Annotated in this window: 16 protein-coding genes; 3 read left to right on the top strand and 13 right to left on the bottom strand. The window is 69.2% G+C overall.

Translation table 11 applies throughout. The features are described 5' to 3' along the window. Window positions 1-12 precede the first annotated feature (12 nt). Window positions 13-2157 carry an aminoglycoside phosphotransferase family protein gene (locus OHU34_RS22975; protein ID WP_142264960.1) on the bottom strand — a complete coding sequence of 715 codons (2145 nt, stop codon included), beginning with the start codon at window positions 2155-2157 and terminating at the stop codon, window positions 13-15. 257 nt (window positions 2158-2414) lie between these two features. Further along, complete coding sequence (locus OHU34_RS22970) at window positions 2415-3296, bottom strand: winged helix-turn-helix domain-containing protein (protein WP_020130344.1); 882 nt, start codon at window positions 3294-3296, stop codon at window positions 2415-2417. A gap of 187 nt (window positions 3297-3483) precedes the next feature. Between OHU34_RS22970 and OHU34_RS22965 the strand changes: the two genes are divergently transcribed. After that, window positions 3484-3669, top strand: coding sequence for a hypothetical protein (locus tag OHU34_RS22965; protein WP_142264961.1), 186 nt, complete (start codon window positions 3484-3486; stop codon window positions 3667-3669). Here the strand turns inward: OHU34_RS22965 and OHU34_RS22960 are convergent. Continuing rightward, entirely contained in the window at window positions 3656-4372 is a 717-nt protein-coding gene (locus tag OHU34_RS22960) for an HAD family hydrolase (protein ID WP_142264962.1), read from the bottom strand. The two genes, OHU34_RS22965 and OHU34_RS22960, sit on opposite strands and share 14 nt — an antisense overlap. 29 nt (window positions 4373-4401) lie before the next feature. Further along, a complete protein-coding gene (locus OHU34_RS22955) occupies window positions 4402-5280 on the bottom strand; it encodes a GntR family transcriptional regulator (protein WP_200839722.1) in 879 nt (292 codons plus the stop codon). A 153-nt stretch (window positions 5281-5433) separates the two neighbouring features. Here OHU34_RS22955 and OHU34_RS22950 point away from each other — a divergent pair, with 153 nt between their 5' ends. Beyond that, window positions 5434-5628, top strand: a complete 195-nt coding sequence (locus OHU34_RS22950; protein ID WP_054243849.1) for a hypothetical protein — start codon at window positions 5434-5436, stop codon at window positions 5626-5628. Here the strand turns inward: OHU34_RS22950 and OHU34_RS22945 are convergent. From OHU34_RS22945 to OHU34_RS22935, 3 genes are all read right to left on the bottom strand, one after another. Continuing rightward, window positions 5618-6484 carry a FadR/GntR family transcriptional regulator gene (locus OHU34_RS22945; RefSeq protein ID WP_200839723.1) on the bottom strand — a complete coding sequence of 289 codons (867 nt, stop codon included), beginning with the start codon at window positions 6482-6484 and terminating at the stop codon, window positions 5618-5620. The genes OHU34_RS22950 and OHU34_RS22945 overlap by 11 nt on opposite strands. Before the next feature lie 421 nt (window positions 6485-6905). Then, the gene (locus OHU34_RS22940; RefSeq protein WP_230195347.1) at window positions 6906-8171 is read right to left on the bottom strand and encodes a GNAT family N-acetyltransferase; all 1266 of its coding nucleotides are present in this window, start codon (window positions 8169-8171) and stop codon (window positions 6906-6908) included. 116 nt (window positions 8172-8287) lie between these two features. Further along, window positions 8288-8854, bottom strand: coding sequence for a hypothetical protein (locus OHU34_RS22935; RefSeq protein ID WP_054243846.1), 567 nt, complete (start codon window positions 8852-8854; stop codon window positions 8288-8290). A gap of 159 nt (window positions 8855-9013) precedes the next feature. On the opposite strand from OHU34_RS22935, the gene dtd reads away from it, so the two are divergent. Continuing rightward, a complete protein-coding gene (gene dtd, locus OHU34_RS22930) occupies window positions 9014-9439 on the top strand; it encodes a D-aminoacyl-tRNA deacylase (protein ID WP_142264965.1) in 426 nt (141 codons plus the stop codon). A 61-nt stretch (window positions 9440-9500) separates the two neighbouring features. On the opposite strand, the gene OHU34_RS22925 is transcribed toward dtd, so the two are convergent. The 6 genes from OHU34_RS22925 to OHU34_RS22900 all read right to left on the bottom strand — a co-directional run bounded on the left by OHU34_RS22925 (window position 9501) and on the right by OHU34_RS22900 (window position 14369). After that, a complete protein-coding gene (locus tag OHU34_RS22925) occupies window positions 9501-10466 on the bottom strand; it encodes a YgfZ/GcvT domain-containing protein (RefSeq protein ID WP_405768061.1) in 966 nt (321 codons plus the stop codon). Between the two features lie 10 nt (window positions 10467-10476). Next, window positions 10477-10923 (bottom strand): Fur family transcriptional regulator, encoded by a 447-nt coding sequence (locus OHU34_RS22920; protein WP_142264967.1) that lies wholly within the window; start codon window positions 10921-10923, stop codon window positions 10477-10479. Between the two features lie 16 nt (window positions 10924-10939). Then, window positions 10940-11515, bottom strand: a complete 576-nt coding sequence (locus OHU34_RS22915) for an FABP family protein (RefSeq protein WP_020130355.1) — start codon at window positions 11513-11515, stop codon at window positions 10940-10942. Window positions 11516-11746: 231 nt separating this feature from the next. Continuing rightward, window positions 11747-12697, bottom strand: coding sequence for a hypothetical protein (locus OHU34_RS22910; protein ID WP_405768059.1), 951 nt, complete (start codon window positions 12695-12697; stop codon window positions 11747-11749). Further along, window positions 12694-13590: a hypothetical protein gene (locus OHU34_RS22905; protein ID WP_405768057.1), complete on the bottom strand. Its 897-nt coding sequence runs from the start codon at window positions 13588-13590 to the stop codon at window positions 12694-12696. Before OHU34_RS22905 ends, OHU34_RS22910 begins: the two co-directional genes overlap by 4 nt. Beyond that, window positions 13587-14369 (bottom strand): hypothetical protein, encoded by a 783-nt coding sequence (locus OHU34_RS22900; protein WP_405768054.1) that lies wholly within the window; start codon window positions 14367-14369, stop codon window positions 13587-13589. The genes OHU34_RS22905 and OHU34_RS22900 overlap by 4 nt, the downstream gene beginning before the upstream one ends. Window positions 14370-14538: the final 169 nt, after the last annotated feature.

Raw genomic sequence — 14538 nt, 5'->3', positions numbered from 1 at the left:
CACAGCCCGGGGTCAGGACCTGCCGCGGGTCAGGGCCAGCTTGAGGTAGGGGTTGGCCGTTCGGGAGGCCGGAAGGCCGAGGGAGGCGGTGGCCGCGGCCAGCGTCTCGGCGTAGGAGTCGACGGCCCGGCGGACATTGGGGGCGTCCAGGCCCGTCCTGGTCGCCAGCCGGTCGAGATCGACGTAGGCCGAGCGAATGATCTCGCTCCAGCGGTAGACCGGCCAGTCCACCCGCCAGTCCCTGCTGTACTCCGGAGGCATGTGCCGCTCCCAGCGACGGAACATGCGGTCCCTGATCTCCGGCCGGATCGGCGTCAGGTGCATGTGCCGGACCAGGTCGTACAGCGGATCGCCGACCAGGGCCATCTCCCAGTCGATGATGGTCAGGGCCCGGTGGTCGTTGCGGCGCACCAGGTTCCAGGGGTTGAGGTCACCGTGCAGCAGGGCGGGCGCCCGGTGACTCAACCGGTGCCGGGAGAGGATCTCGCGCAGCCGCCACTCGTCGGGCAGCCCGAGCGTGCGGGCCAGTTGCAGCGACTCCTTCGGCAGGTTCCGCACCAGACCGACCAGTTGCTCCTTCAGCCATTCGTAGAAGTCGACGTCTCCGGCCTGAGGATCGATCGCCCTGTGGTCCACCCGGGTCAGCTCGCACAACTGATCGACGAGCGCGTCGGCCTCGTGCGGGAGCAGACCGTTCACCGGGTGGCTCGGCGGCTGGTCGACGCGGGTGCCGACATAGGTGTGAATGCTGAAGGCGTCGTCCCGGTAACTCTCGCCGAGTGCCAGGACCTGCGGTGCCGCCACCCGGGCACGCGACTCCTGGATGGCGTTCAGGACGGCGTGCTCACTCAGGTAACTCGGCTCCCGCCGCGAGACGTTGGCCAGTTTGCGACGCACGACCACGGGATGGGGCATGTCCCGCACCCACACCACCGAGTTGAGATGAGCGGTTCCCTTGAACACCCGGTGCGCGGGGGCAGCGCCCTCCGCGAGCAGCGCCTCCCGCACGGCGGACGCCGGAAAGCGGGGATTCTCGGACAGGCGCCGGTCCGGCCGCCATGCGGAGGCCTTCGCGATCCAGTGCCGGCCGCTGTCGCCCCGGTCGACCCGCGAGGCCAGCCACCTGACGAGAGCCCGCTCGATCTCGTCGTACGCCGGCACGTCCCCGAGCCGCAGGGGCCCCGCCGCCGCCTTCAGCGCCCGGTGCACCTCCACCGTCGCCTCGTCACACCCCTTCTGCGTGAAGGACTCCTGGAGCGACCTCGCGGCACGCATCACGTCCGGATAGACGGACTGCGCCCGCTCGAAGTCGACGTAGTGGGAGAGGTCCTTGTACAGGCCCTTGATCGCGCCGGGCCGGAACTTTCGCATGGCCCGGGCCCACGCCTCGATCACCTCGCCCCACTGGTCGTCCGGGTACTGCATGCGCACCAGGTGGGTGGCGAGGTCGTGCAGCGGGTCACCGAAGGTCGCCAGCTCCCAGTCCACGCAGACGAGCGGCGGGTCCCCGCCGTACGACACGATCAGGTTGTCCCGGTGCAGGTCCGCGTGGAGCAGGCTGTACGGCCGCCGGGTCATCGCGGGCACCCGCTCGGCCAGTCGGAGCAGTGCGTCGTCGGAGATCCCCAGCGCCTTGAACAGCCCGCCGAACTCACCCCAGTTGGGCTTGCGGATCTGTTCGTCGGCGCACAGGGTCAGGGTCTTCAGGAAGGCCTGGCTGTCGCTGTGGTTGGCGGGCCAGGAGCCGGGCAGCGGCGGCAGTGCCTGCCGCCGCACCTGGGTCATCTGTGCCAGCAACCCGGCCAGCGCCTTGATCAGCAGGTTGTCGACAGGTTTACCGTTTCCGCAGATGGTGGAGAGCGGTACGCCCTCCACATGACTGTGGATGGCGTAACCCGGCGTCTTGATCAGGCATTCCGGTGCGTGCGGCAGGGCGCCGCGAACGGCGTCGAGGATCGCCGCCTCCGGCCAGGTCCTGATCACCACGGGCAGCGCGTCCGAGCGCCTGATCCGTACGATCACCGAGGTCCCCGGGGGGCGGCCCACCAGAGGGGCGACATGCTCCGTCAACGGCAGCACATAGTTGCGATTGTGATGGCCGCTGGACTCCTGGGTCGCCTCGGCGGCCCTGACGAAGGCCCGCAGCGCGCCGGGCACGTCCTCGGCTGCTCGTTCCCCGAGGTGACGAGGGGGAACAAGGTGGTCGACCACTGGCCGCTCCGGTATTCGCGCTGGGCATGGTAGGGCAAACGGTAAACGCGCCGCACGACCGGAGTGTTGATCAGCTGAGCCGATTGGTGGTTTTGCCACTCACCCACGTCAGGCGGTTCGAGACCGGCTTGTTCGCCGTCTCATACGTATGGACGAGAGCGATTGCTCGCGCGATTGAGGCATGCTAGCGCACCGGGACCGGGCTATTCGGCGAGAAAATTCCAGACGGAGTCGAACCACGACTGCCAGGTGTCCACGAAGACGGTGCCCGGGGAGTTCGGGTCCCCGTCCTTCACCTGGTGGCTGAGGGTGGCACCGAGACCCAGCACGTCGAGAGCGGTGATCTCCTCGATCTCGTCGTTCGAGCCGACGTCGATCTGCCGTTGAATCACCTCATAGGGGCCGTGCAGCGCCTCGGCCCCGTTGAAGAGGTAGAGCTTGAGGGTCGGGGTCAGCGGGGCGTGCCGGATCTGGATGTCGACGGACGGCACGAGTTTCTCGGTCCGCAGGTCCCTGAGCACCCCGCGCAGTGACTCCGTGTGCCGGTTCGTGATGCCGTGCAGCCGGTTGCGCAGCCGGTCGTCGTCCTTGTTGTCCTTGACCCTCGGATAGGGCAGGACCAGCTCCTCGGAGGGCAGGATCATCCGCAGGCCGATGTGCTGGGGGGCGATGGAGCGGCGGTGGATCCGCTCGGCCTGCAACCGGATGTGCGCGTCCAGCGACTCGGACGTCAACGTGTACACGTCCAGGGTGACTTCCGGCTGCTCGAAGGCCTCGCTGAGCAGCGGTCCCAGAGTCGCTCCCTGAAGCTGCCGCGTGGCCTTGGGCGTGGAGGACTGTATCCGCTGCGTCTTGACGACCCGCGAACCGCTGCCCTGACGGGACTCGATCCAGCCCTCGTGGGCCAGTTCCCTCATCACCCGGGAAACGGTGTCCCTGGAGACCCCGAACTCCTCGGCGAGGTCCCGCTGGGACGGCAGGAAGGAACGCAGCGGATAGGTCCCGTTCGCCATCCGGGCACGTAGATCGTCGGCGACCCGGTGGAACTCCCGGCCGCCGCTGTCCCCACTCTGCTGCGCGTCCACACAGCGACCGTACCGCTATCCATCCAATGACAAACCAATCCCGGTCAAGTACCGGACAGCACAGACCGATTAAGGATCAACCGGCCAGGGGAAATCCAGTTCAAGACAACCAGGCCAATTGGACTGGTTGTGCTGGCTGGACTGGGATTTGAAAGCTTCACAGAGACTGGCAGGAAGGTGGAAGGCCGTGCTCCTGTTATCGGCACTCTGGGAACTCCTCGCGTTCTGCGCGGGGTTGACGGTGCAGGCCAAGCTGGGCGCGGTGGGCGTGATGCTGCTGTTCACCGTGGCCGTGGGCGTACGGGCCCGGCACGACATGCTCGCCGTCGGGGCGGCCGTCATGCTCGTGGTGCTGCTGCTCAGAGCTGCCTGACCGCGTTCAGCAACAGCTCCAGCGAGTCGACCACCGTCGTGGCGCCCGCCCCTCTGAGCAGCTTCTCCTTGTGCGCGTTGCGCGCGTAGCCGAGGAACGGCACGCCGGCCTCACGGGCGGCCAGGAAGTCGGAGGTGGTGTCCCCGATCATCAGCGCGGTGCCGGGCGACGATCCCATGGCACGCAGAGCGCGGTTCAGACAGTACGGGTGGGGCTTGAGGTGGCGCAGTTCCTGGGTGCGGCCGTAGATGTGCGGCGCGAAGCAGGAGGTGAGCCCGCGGCTCGCCAGGTAAGTGGTCGCCACCTGGGGGGAGTTGTTGGTGGTGATGGCCAGCCGCAGCTTCAGCGCGACCAGTGTGCGGATCAGGGGGTCGGCCCACGCCGTGGGCATCGCCGTGGCCGTGGCCTTCAGTTCCTCCTGGGTGAGGCGTTCCTCCAGCTCCGTGACCAGGTCGCTGCCCGGGTGCCGGCGGTCCACCGCGCGCAGCACGACGTGCGGGTCCAGCGACTCCCGCTCGGACTCCGTCAGCAGGCTGTGCAGGCCCCGCGCTTCGAGCCACTCCACGAGACCGTCGGCCACCCCTTCCGCCGAGTGACCGGCGAAGAGCCGGCAGATCGGCCCGTCGAAGTCCCACAGGACGACCCTCGTGCGGGTGATCAACTCCCGCAGCTCCGCGTTCCCGTTCCCGGTGCCTGCTGCCACCTGCTCAGTCTGCGTCGTATCAGAGGTCACTAGAAGAGTGTCAGGTCCGTCGTGATGGTTTCCCAGAGGGCGTCGAACCACTTCTGGGATTCCTCCACGAACGCGGCGTCGCGCTGACCGGCGGCCTTCTCGAAGGAGAAGAGCAGGGACTCGGTGCCGCGCACGTCGTACATGTCGAGGGTTCCGCTGTCGGTGGTCTCCTCCGTGCGCGCGACCATGTAGTACGCGATCAGCGCCTCCTGTCCGTTGAGGAGGTACAGCTTCACCGGCGGGGTGAACGGCAGTGCGCGGAAAGTGATGTTGACGTCCACGCCGTGCGAGCGCAGTGCGCGGAGGTTGTAACTCAGCACCTGGCCCTGCGCGTTGCGCATCGCCAGCCAGCGCTGGTGGACCGGGTCCTCGTCGTCCCCGCGGTCCTCGACCGAGACCGGGAAGGCGAGACTGATGTCCCGGGACGGCAGCAGGATACGGACGTCGATCTTCTGGGGCCGGATGCTGCCGGCGTGGATCAGCCGCAGGGGCTCGCCCAGGGCCGGGATCAGGCTCTCGGCGGTGAGACAGGCCGCGTCGATCCGCACATGCGGGACTCCGAAGGCCGCGGTCAGTCGCGGGGCCAGGCCCACCATCGTGGGCTGCGGCTCGCCGCGGTCCGGCGCCGGCGGTTCCGCGATCCGCGGCGGACTGCCCTTGCTCACGTTGGTGAGCAGCCCGTCGTCCTGGAGCGCCCGCAGGGCCTGGCGGACGGTACCGCGCTCCACGCCGAACTCGTCGGCCAGTTCGGCCTGGGTGGGCAACCGGTCACCGGCCCTGAGATCCCCGACGCGGATGCGTTCGCGCAGGACATCGGCGATCTCACGCGGTGAGAGCCTGCTGCCGTTCACTGCCACGTTCTCCTGGGTCACGACCAAACGCTACAACTTAGATCCATCTGGCGGGAGTTGTTTGAAAGTTGTTTAACAGCTGCCACCAAGTGGGGACAACATAGTCATAGTTGGCAACCAACTTGAGTGAGTTGGCGGAAGGTTTGCCTCCCACTCCAGTCTCGGAAGGGGGGAACCACCATGCCCGTCCTCGTCCTCCTCTGCGCCGCCTTCGTCGTCGGTGTCGAGCAGACCATCCAGTGGAAGTACGGCACCACCGGCGCCCTCGGCCTGCTCCTGCTCAGCGTCGGTATCAAGGCCAAGAGCCCGGTCATCAGCTCCGCCGGCGCCGTGATCCTCGCCCTCCTCGCCACCGGGCCCGCCGTCAGCTCGTGAGCACCAGCTCCGAGCTGATCGTCTCCCACAGCGCGTCGAACCACAGGTGGGACTGCTCCACGAACGTCGTGTCACGCGGTCCGGCGCCCTGCTCGAAGGCGAACAGCACCGACCGCGTGCCTTCGGCGTCGTACATCTCCAGGTGCTCGTGGTCGATCGTCTGCTCGCGCCGCTTGACCGTGTAGTAGGCGAACAGCGCTTCCGTCCCGTTGAGGAGATACAGCTTGACGGGCGGAGTGAAGGGCAGCGCGCGGAAGGTGACGTGCACGTCGATGCCGTGCGTGGAGCGCAGGGTGAGCAGGTTGTGCCGCAACACCTGGCCCTGGGCGTTGCGATGGGCCAGCCAGCGGCGCTGGAGCCGCCCGGTCTCCGTGATGTCCACCGGTGCCGGAAAGGCGAGTTCGATGTTGCGGGACGGCAACAGGACACGTACGTCGATCTTGGCCGGTTTCAGTTGCCCCGCGTGGATCTGCCGCAGGGGTTCACCGATCGCGGCCGTCAGCGAGACCGCCGTCAGGCACAGGGCGTCGACCTCGACGTGGTCGGCGGCGAAGGCCTCGGTGATCCGCGGCGGCAGCGCCACCATCGAGGGCTGCGGCGTCGCCGCGGGACCCGCCGGGAGTCCGGCCGGCCCCGGCCGCGCGGCGACCGTCGCCGGGCTTCCCTTGGAGACGTTGGTGAGGAGCTGCTCGGACTGAAGAATGCGCAGCGCCTGCCGTACGGCACCCCGCTCGACGCCGAACTCGTCCGCCAGCTTGGCCTGCGTCGGCATGCGCTGACCGGGCCGCAGCACTCCGGTTCTGATCCGGGTGCGCAGCTCGTCGGCCACCTCGCGATGTGACCGTTGCGGCCGCACCGCCCCCCTCCGCCCATTGACGGAGGCATGTTCCGGCTCCACGTCCGCACACTACAACTTCTCGCCATCTTTGGGCAGTTCAAAGAGAGATGGTTATAGGACGCTTCCAAGCGGACATAGTTACAGTGAAGTTGGCAGCCAACTTCAACGACATGGTCAAACTTTCAGACGGTTGGCGGTCGGGCTCCCTTCCGGAGGGGAGCCGGGAGCCCGAGCAGTCGACACCGACGTACAGCCACAACTGAACATCGCCCGCACAGCCACAACTTCAGATCGATCGCACAGCCACAACTGAACAGCTACGGATACCCGCATTCAAAGAACCACGGAACCCCGGAAACACGGAAACACGGCACTCAGCCAGACAGGCAGACGCACAGACAGTCAGACGCACAGACGCACAGACGCGCGGAAGGAGTCGTCAGAACATGTCCGGGCACCAAGGCCGCCCGGACGTACGCAGCAGGGCGTCGGCCCCTCGGGCGGCGCCCGCTCGTTCTTCCCGGAGCCGGCCCAGCATCGCCAGGCGCCCCGCGGACTCGTCGCCCAGCCACAGCGTCGCCAGCTCGGCCACGTCCAGGGTGAGGTCGGCGCTGCGGGTGGTCGGCGTACAGGAGGCACCGTCGGGGGTCGCGTCCAGCAGGAAGCGGCCTCCGGCCAGGCCCGACCGGTCGACGACCTCGAGGACCAACGCGCCCGACGCGTCGTACGTCCGCGCCTCCAGGGCCCGCACGACATCCAGGATCCGCACCCACAGCCAGTCCGCCTGCGTGGTGATGCGTGCCGCGCGCGGGTCCGGCAGATGGAGCGGGAGCAGGTCGTCCGGTGAGCGCCAGCCCGTCTTCACCCGGGTGATCCAGTCGATGGAACAGAGGTAGTGCCACAGGGCCCGCTCCGCGGCCGGGGTCACCGCGCTCAGCCAGTCCACCGTCGCCGTGTTCAGCGGCTGCTTGGCGTCGCTCCACTCGTCGTCCGCCCGGTAGGAGGCCATGCCCTCCACCACACCGTCCGCCGAGCGGTAGACCACGAAGAACGGCTCGACCCACGCACCGCCGTACAGCCACAGCTGCCCGGTGCGCGCCGCCCACCAGTGCTCGTCCCGGTCGATCGCGCCCGGCTGGGCGCTCCGCAGCCGCTCGTGCAGCTCGGGGCCGATCCGGCGGATCTCCTCGGGGTCGGCGAAGTCGATCCGGCCGCCGTCCTGCGGGCCCGACCGGTTCGGGTCGAGGCCGGCGCGCGGCACGTCGATCGACCACTCGGTCATGGTGGTCGCCGGACCGAAGCCGTACCGGCCGTAGATCCGGTACTCGGCGGCTATCAGGGTGGCCACGACGTCCCCGCGGTCCTTCGCCGCCGTCAGGTCGTCGGCCATCAGACGGGTGAGGATTCCGCGGCGGCGGTGCGTGGGCGCGACGGTGACGTTGGAGATGGCGTCGGCGGCGACCGGTGCGCCGCCGACCGCCGTGAGCTGCTGGTCGAACGAGCGGAACGTCGCCACGCACCGGCCCGCGTCGAAGGCGCCGGAGACCCGGGAGTCCGCGAACGCGATACGACGGTCGGCGAGCATCTGGTCGGGGACGGTGGGCGGGCGCAGAAAGCCCGTGTTCACGGCACGGGTCCAGTCGGGAAGCTCCGCGTCGGTGACTGCGCGGACGTCGATCGGCTGCGGGATGGCTCGTCGGGTCATGGGATCACCGTAGGCAGGGGCGGGCGGGCGGCGCGAAGATTTTTCCCGCCCTCGCCGCCCGGGCCCCGGCCCGGGCACCGGCCCGGGCACCTCTCCCCGGTGGCACCTCGCCGGAGTCACACCAACAGGTCCTCCACCTGCGCCTCTCCCTCCCGGTAACGCCTCGTGATCTCCGCGCCCGACTCGTCGGCCGTCCGCTGGAGGCGCTGGCGGCGGCTCGAGACCTGCTGCTCGTAGCGGACCAGGCAGCCCATCGCGTCGTGGAGCTCGGGATCGGTGCGCGCGTCGAGGTCGGAGAGTTCGACGTCGGCGAGCATGTCGGCGGCCAGTCGCCGGTACTCCTCGCTGTGCGGGGTGCCCAGGGTGACGTGACGGGCCGAGGAGCGGTGCCGGGCCGGGGCGTCGGTGAGGATCTCCGACAGCCGCTCCACCACGGAGGCCGCACCCGACGGAGAGCGGCGGGCCAGCTCCGCGCGCAGGATGTCGATACGGCCCTGGAGCAGCCGTCGTACATAGCTGAGGTCGGCCTCGTCGCGCTGGGCGTCCCGGCGCAGGGTGCGCAGTTCGGGCAGGCTCAGCCCGGTCAGGTCGTGCTCGGGTTGTTCCGCGGGCAGCACGGGGCTGTCGCTGCGCTGTGTCGGCGGCCGATGTGTCGCAGGCCGCCCGGTACTCGGTGTGCTCATGTCCTTCTACCGTCCCCTCGACCGGCGTGTGGGAAGCATCGTGCCACCCCGATCGACCGCTGGGTTACCGAGTCCCCCCGAACGGCCCCAGATAGGGGCTTAAGGAGCAAAAATGGGCCCCCCACGGGTCCGTGCGGGTAACCCGGCATCATGGTCCGCATGCGAGCGGTGGTGCAGAGGGTGGACGGCGCGAGCGTCGTCGTGGACGGCGAGACGGTCGGGGAGATCAACGGCGAGGGACTGTGCGTCCTGGTCGGGATCACCCACGAGGACACGAAGGAGAAGGCGGCTCAGCTCGCCCGCAAACTCTGGTCGGTCCGCATGCTGCACGACGAGAGGTCGTGCAGCGACATCGACGCCCCGCTGCTCGTCATCAGCCAGTTCACGCTGTACGGGGACGCGCGCAAGGGGCGCCGCCCCACCTGGAACGCGGCCGCCCCCGGCGCGGTCGCCGAGCCTCTCGTCGACGAGGTCGTCGCCCGGTTGCGGGCGCTGGGCGCGACGGTGGCGACGGGCCGGTTCGGCGCGCAGATGCGGGTGTCGCTGACGAACGACGGCCCGTTCACCGTGCTGATCGAGATCTGAGGTCCCCCAGGGGTACCGGGAATCACGGGAATCACGGGAATCCCAGGGTCCTCGGAGTTCCCTAGGGTTCCACGACCGTTTCCTGGGCGGCCGCGGTCGTCCCGGCCAGCAGCGGCGCGTCCACCGGCACGTTCCGCTTCACCAGGGCCAGGGCCACCGGCCCGAGCTCGTGGTGCCGTACGGACGTGGTGATGAAGCCGATCTTGCGCCCGTCGGGGCCGTCGTCGGCGACGCGGAGTTCGGTACCGGCGGCCGGCAGGTGGACCTCGCTGCCGTCGAGGTGCAGGAAGACCAGGCGGCGGGGCGGCTTGCCGAGGTTCTGCACCCGGGCCACCGTCTCCTGGCCGCGATAGCAGCCCTTCTGGAGATGCACGGCGGTGTCGATCCAGCCGAGTTCGTGCGGGATGGTGCGGTGGTCGGTCTCGAAGCCGAGACGCGGGCGGTGGTGCTCGACGCGCAGGGCCTCGTGGGCGAGGATCCCGACCGGCGGACCCGCCTGCCCGGCGTACGCCTCCAGGTCGGCGCGGGGGAGGAAGAGATCACGGCCGTACGCGGTCTCCCGGACGGCGGCACCCGACGGGACGGGGGCGATGGACCCCGCGGGGAGATGCACGACCGCGAGGTCGGCGGTGCGGTCGGCGACCTCGACCCGGTAGAAGAACTTCATCGACTCCAGGTACGCGATCAACGCCTCCTGGGTGCCGGGTTCGACGTGCATCCAGACCGTCAGGCCGTCGTCCACCAGGTAGAGCGCGTGTTCGATGTGGCCGTTCGCGGAGAGGATCAGCGCTTCGGTGGCCTCGCCGACGGGGAGGTCGGTGAGGTGCTGGGTGAGGAGAAGGTGCAGCCAGCTCAGCCGGTCCTCGCCGGAGACGGTGACGACTCCGCGGTGCGAGAGATCGACGAAACCGGCGCCGTCGGCGAGGGCGCGCTGCTCGCGGAACAGATCGCCGTAGTGACCGGCGACGCCTTCGTCCACACCCTCGGCGGGGACGGCGCCGGGCAGGGACAGCAGAGGGCTCTTCATGGCCCCCAGCCTACGACTTGGTAATTGAACCCTTGAGCGTGCAGTCCTCACAGCGCCCGAAGATCGCGAAGTGCTTCATGTCCGTGTCGAAGCCGAAGGTCTCGCGCAGCTTGTCCCGGAACTCCGCGGCCACCTGTACATCCGCCTCGATGACATTGCCGCAGTCCCGGCAGACGAGGTGGATGTGATGGTGCCGGTCCGCCAGGTGGTACGTCGGCGCCCCGTGCCCCAGATGCGCGTGGCTGACCAGCTCGAGCTCCTCCAGGAGCTCCAGGGTCCGGTACACGGTGGAAATGTTGACCCCCGACGCCGTCTTCCTCACTTCCACGAGGATGTCGTCGGGGGTCGCGTGCTCCAGGGTGTCCACGGCTTCGAGGACAAGCTGGCGCTGCGGCGTCAGCCGGTAACCGCGCTGCCGCAGGTCGCTCTTCCAGTCAGTGCTTTCAGTGCTCACCACACCGAAGAGTCTAGAACTACTTGAAGAAGGCGATCCCGTCGTCCGGCATGTCGTCGGGGAGGGCCTTCGCCCAGCGTTCGACGTCCTCCGGGGTGACGACCTTCTTCAGGTGCGCCGACATGTAGGGGCGCAGCTCGGTCTCGGGGGTCTGCTTCTCGCCGACCCACATGAGGTCGCTCTTGACGTACCCGTACAGCCGCTTGCCGCCGGTGTAGGGGCCGGAGGCGGCCGTGCGGGCCACCGCGTCCGTGACGAGGTCGATCTGCGGCTTCTTGTCGGCGAGCTCGCCGTACCAGATCTCGACGACGCCGTCGTCGCGGACCATGGTCACCTCGACCTTGCGGTCGGCGTCGACGCGCCAGAAGCCGGACTCCGACTCCAGCGGCCGGACCTTGTTGCCCTCGCCGTCCAGGACCCAGGTGTGGGAGTGGTACTCCAGGAAGTCCCGGCCGTCGTGGCCGAAGGTGACCTCCTGTCCGAAGTTGCACTTCTCCGAGCCGGGGAAGTCATGCACGCCCGCGCCCGCCCAGCTGCCCAGCAGGAAAGCGAGGGGGACGAGGTCCTTGTGGAGGTCGGACGGAATCTCGATCATGAGTGACAGTTCCTGGAGATGGTCGGTCAGCGCTGGCCCTGGTACAGCTTCTTCACGGTCAGACCGGCGAAGGCGAGGGTGCCGACGCAGACCAGGACCAGCAGGGCTTCGAAGAAGATCTCCACGGGGTGCTCCTCGGATGAGCGTGCTTCGGGGTACGTACTACAGGGCCGGCCCCCAGCTTACGCGGCCGGGGACCGGCCCTCCGTGTGAGGTACTCCCTCACGGGGGTCAGCCCAGCAGCTGACTCTGCAGGGTGACGGTCTGCTGGAAGGGGACGGCCGCGGCGGTGCCCTTGCGGGACTGGAGGACCACGGCGACGACGTCACCCGCGCGGAGGTAGGCCTGCCGCAGCTGCTCCGCTCCGTACGGCTTCACCTCGTCGTAGGAGTACCGCATGACGCTCATGCTGTCGAAGTCGGCGGCGGTGGGGTACTCGTCGTCGAACTCCGCCTCGGCGGCGCCGCGCACGGCGTGCAGGGGAGCGCCGTAGGTGGTGAGCTCGCCGTAGATGTCGTCGGCCACCGTCCCCGTGTCGAACTGGAGCAGGTAGACGCGGGTGCCGGTGCCGTCCGGGGTGGTCCAGCCACGGGCCGCGATGTGCCGCAGTCCGTGGTCGGTGAGCAGCTGGCCGACGTCGTCCCGGTCCTCCTTCGACTCGAACACGTTCAGGAAGTCCTTCGTCGGCAGCCAGCCGTCGGCGCCCCGCAGCGTCTTGTCGTCCGTCGCCCCCTCGGGAGCGGGCAGCAGCAGCGCGCGCAGGTCCGCGTAGTGGGCCTGCGCCCAGTTCTTGGTGTCGAACGGGCTGGGGCTGCCCGAGGGCAGCGGCGGCCTGGTGATCTCCGGGTACGCCCAGCGGCCGTCCGACTCGGTGGCGAGACCGGGTACGTCCGTGCGCTCCATGCCCGCGATCCCGTACGCCGTACCGGCCCCGAGCGCGGCGAACACGGTGACGACGGCGGTCCAGCGCAGCACGGCCCGCAGGACTCGCCGGTCCTTCGGAGCGGCCGGGCCGCCCTGCGGGGCGGTGGGTGTTTCCGTGGCCGGGGCCGGGAGTCCTTCCACGGGCGCGGTGTCCGGCTCGGCGGCGAGCTGCTCGGTGACCTGCGTCCCGACGGAGGGTTCAGCGGCCGTCCCGTCGGTCGGTGCGGCGGTGGCCGGCGTCTGCTGTTGCTCGGTCATACGGCCTGTCCCGGGTCGTCGATGCGGTCGAGTTGTGCGGTGAAGAACTTGGTGACGAACTTCGCGTCGAGCACACCGGGGGCGTTCGCGGTGACGCTGACCAGCACGTCTCCCACGTAGGCGGTGCAGAGCGCGAAGCCCAGCTCCTCGTCCTTGTCCTTGGGCGTCAGGAAGCACCGGGCGTCCTTGTTGCCCGCGATCTTCGGGCCCTTGCGGAAGACGTCCGTGGCGGCGAGGAAGCCGTTGACGGACGTCGCCGCCTCACGCACGGCGGTGCGGTTCTCCATCCGCGACAGATTGACGTCGAAGGTGATCGCGTCCGTGGTGTTGTAGTCCGACCGACCGACGACGTAGCTGCGCATCGCCACGCCCTTGATGCGCTCCTTGTCGATCAGCTTCTCCAGCTGCCGGCGCGACTTGGTGGGCAGGTCCTTGATGGACTCCTTGCGCATGGCGGTGGCCTGCGCTCCGCTGAACTCGGCGTCCGCGCCGAACTCACCGAGGTCGGGGCCGCGCTCGAAGCCGTCGGTGCCGTAGGGCACGAGCAGGGCGCTCAGTCCCTTGCCCGCACCGTCCGCGCCGTCCTGCTCGGTCTTCTCCTCGCCCTGGTCCGGCGGCGGGAACTTCCACGTCGGCTTGCCGGGTGCGCGGTCGGCGTCCTGGACGGTCACGGCGGTGTAGCCGACACCGCCGACGAGCGCGCACGCCAGCAGCACGGATCCCGCCACGGTGGCGATACGGCCGGGGCGGAGGACCCTGCGCGCGGGCTGCACGGCGGTGACGGGCTCTGCACCGCCGCCCTCGATGACCTCGGGGTTCCCGGGGTTCGCGGGGTTGATCTCGGGGTTCTCGGGGTTCTCGGGGTTCGCGGGGTTTTTGGGGTTCTCGCTCACAGCTTTCCCACCTGCCGCTGGGCCAGGTCCATGATCTTCGCCTTGGAGATCGGCTTGCTGTCGTAGACCTGGATCTCCACGCAGATGTCACCGCGCCAGGCGTAGGCCTCGGCCGTGTACATCGGGAGGTAGCCCGGCTCCTCTTCGGGTGTGTCGTGCACGTACGCCGTCCCGTTGCCGTCCCCCGTGCCGGGGATGGGCCAACTGCGGGTGTCGTCCTCGTCCTCGGCCCAGTAGCCGCCGCTCTCGGCCCACTCGGCCGCGGCGGCCTTGCTCTCCTGGTGGAACTGCACGAGTGCGATCTCGACGTTGTACGACTCGCCCACGCGCCACGAGACCATGGCCGCGCGGCGGAACTCGTCGTCGACGAGGTTGTTGAACGTGGCGCCCGGTTTCGTGTACTCCTGCGCGTACGTGGGCAGATCCGCCCAGCCGTCGCTGTCCACCGCGAAGTCGGCGTCCTTGGCTCCCTTGGGACGGGTGATCAGCAGCTTGCGCAGATCGCCGTCCGTCTTGACCCGCCGGTCCTGTGCCGCCGACAGCGGCTCGACCTCGCCCTTGCCCTGCGCGAGCACGGGCTGCGAGAGCGGCGGCAGCGCGGTCGGCTCGCGGTCGGCCTGGACGAGGAATCCGGCGCAGGCGCCGGCGACGACACCGAGCACGGCGGCTCCGGCGATCATCAAGGTCGTACGGCCGCGACGACGGCGAAGGCCCGGCAGGGGCGCCTCGGCCGCAACGGATGCGTCCGCGTCTGCGTCTTCGTCTGCGTCTCCGCGCACCTCTGCGTCTCCGCGCACCTCTGCGTCTCCGCGCACCTCTGCGTCTCCGCGCACCTCTGCGTCTCGGTCCGCCTCCACCTCCGGCGCACCTTCTGCCGCTGCCTTGGCGTCGGCCTCGACAGGCCCACCCGCACCTACTACCTCGTCGGCCCTTTCTGGACCTTCCACA

The sequence above is a fragment of the Streptomyces sp. NBC_00080 genome, from assembly GCF_045041255.1.
GTDB classification, from domain to species: domain Bacteria; phylum Actinomycetota; class Actinomycetes; order Streptomycetales; family Streptomycetaceae; genus Streptomyces; species Streptomyces coriariae.
The sequence above is the reverse complement of the archived record's forward strand: the minus strand, read 5'-3'. Positions and strand labels throughout refer to the sequence as shown.